Origin of the sequence: Maribellus maritimus (assembly GCF_022267315.1) — a bacterium.
GTDB classification, from domain to species: domain Bacteria; phylum Bacteroidota; class Bacteroidia; order Bacteroidales; family Prolixibacteraceae; genus Draconibacterium; species Draconibacterium maritimum.
This window is the reverse complement of the sequence record NZ_JAIKLE010000177.1, coordinates 1-421: the sequence shown is the minus strand read 5'-3', so window position 1 is coordinate 421 and position 421 is coordinate 1. Positions and strand designations below refer to the sequence as shown.

Here is a 421-nt window from a genome sequence, read left to right as displayed (position 1 = left end):
GCCTGTTGATAATTACAGTGGTGGTGCCGATTGGCAACCCCGTTCAGAATAATTTTCGATTCAAATATACATTTCCTTAGGGTCATTAAAAAAACTAAAAATGAAATTATGCCAAGGAAAAAGAAAATTGAAATGGACATTGTCAATCCTAATGCCGGAGGTATCGATGTGGGAAGCAAATCTCATTTTGTTGCAGTGGGACAAGCACTGGAGGATGTGAAAGAATTTGGTGTTTACGCAGAAGATTTGATTAGACTATGCGAATGGTTGTTGTCATACGGAATCACTACTGTAGCAATGGAATCGACAGGTGATTACTGGCAAAACCTCTACGTAGAGTTGCAAAAACAAGGAATAGAAGTGATCCTGTGCAATGGAAAGTTTACAAAACATGCCAAAGGGAAAAAGACCGATGTGAAAG

The 421-nt window shown here is 39.0% G+C and carries 1 protein-coding gene; it reads left to right on the top strand.

Annotated elements, in window-relative coordinates; genetic code table 11:
* Positions 1-108: 108 nt before the first annotated feature.
* Positions 109-421, top strand: a 313-nt coding sequence (locus K5G00_RS29585; protein ID WP_238770266.1) for an IS110 family transposase, incomplete at its 3' end; no start/stop codon positions are given.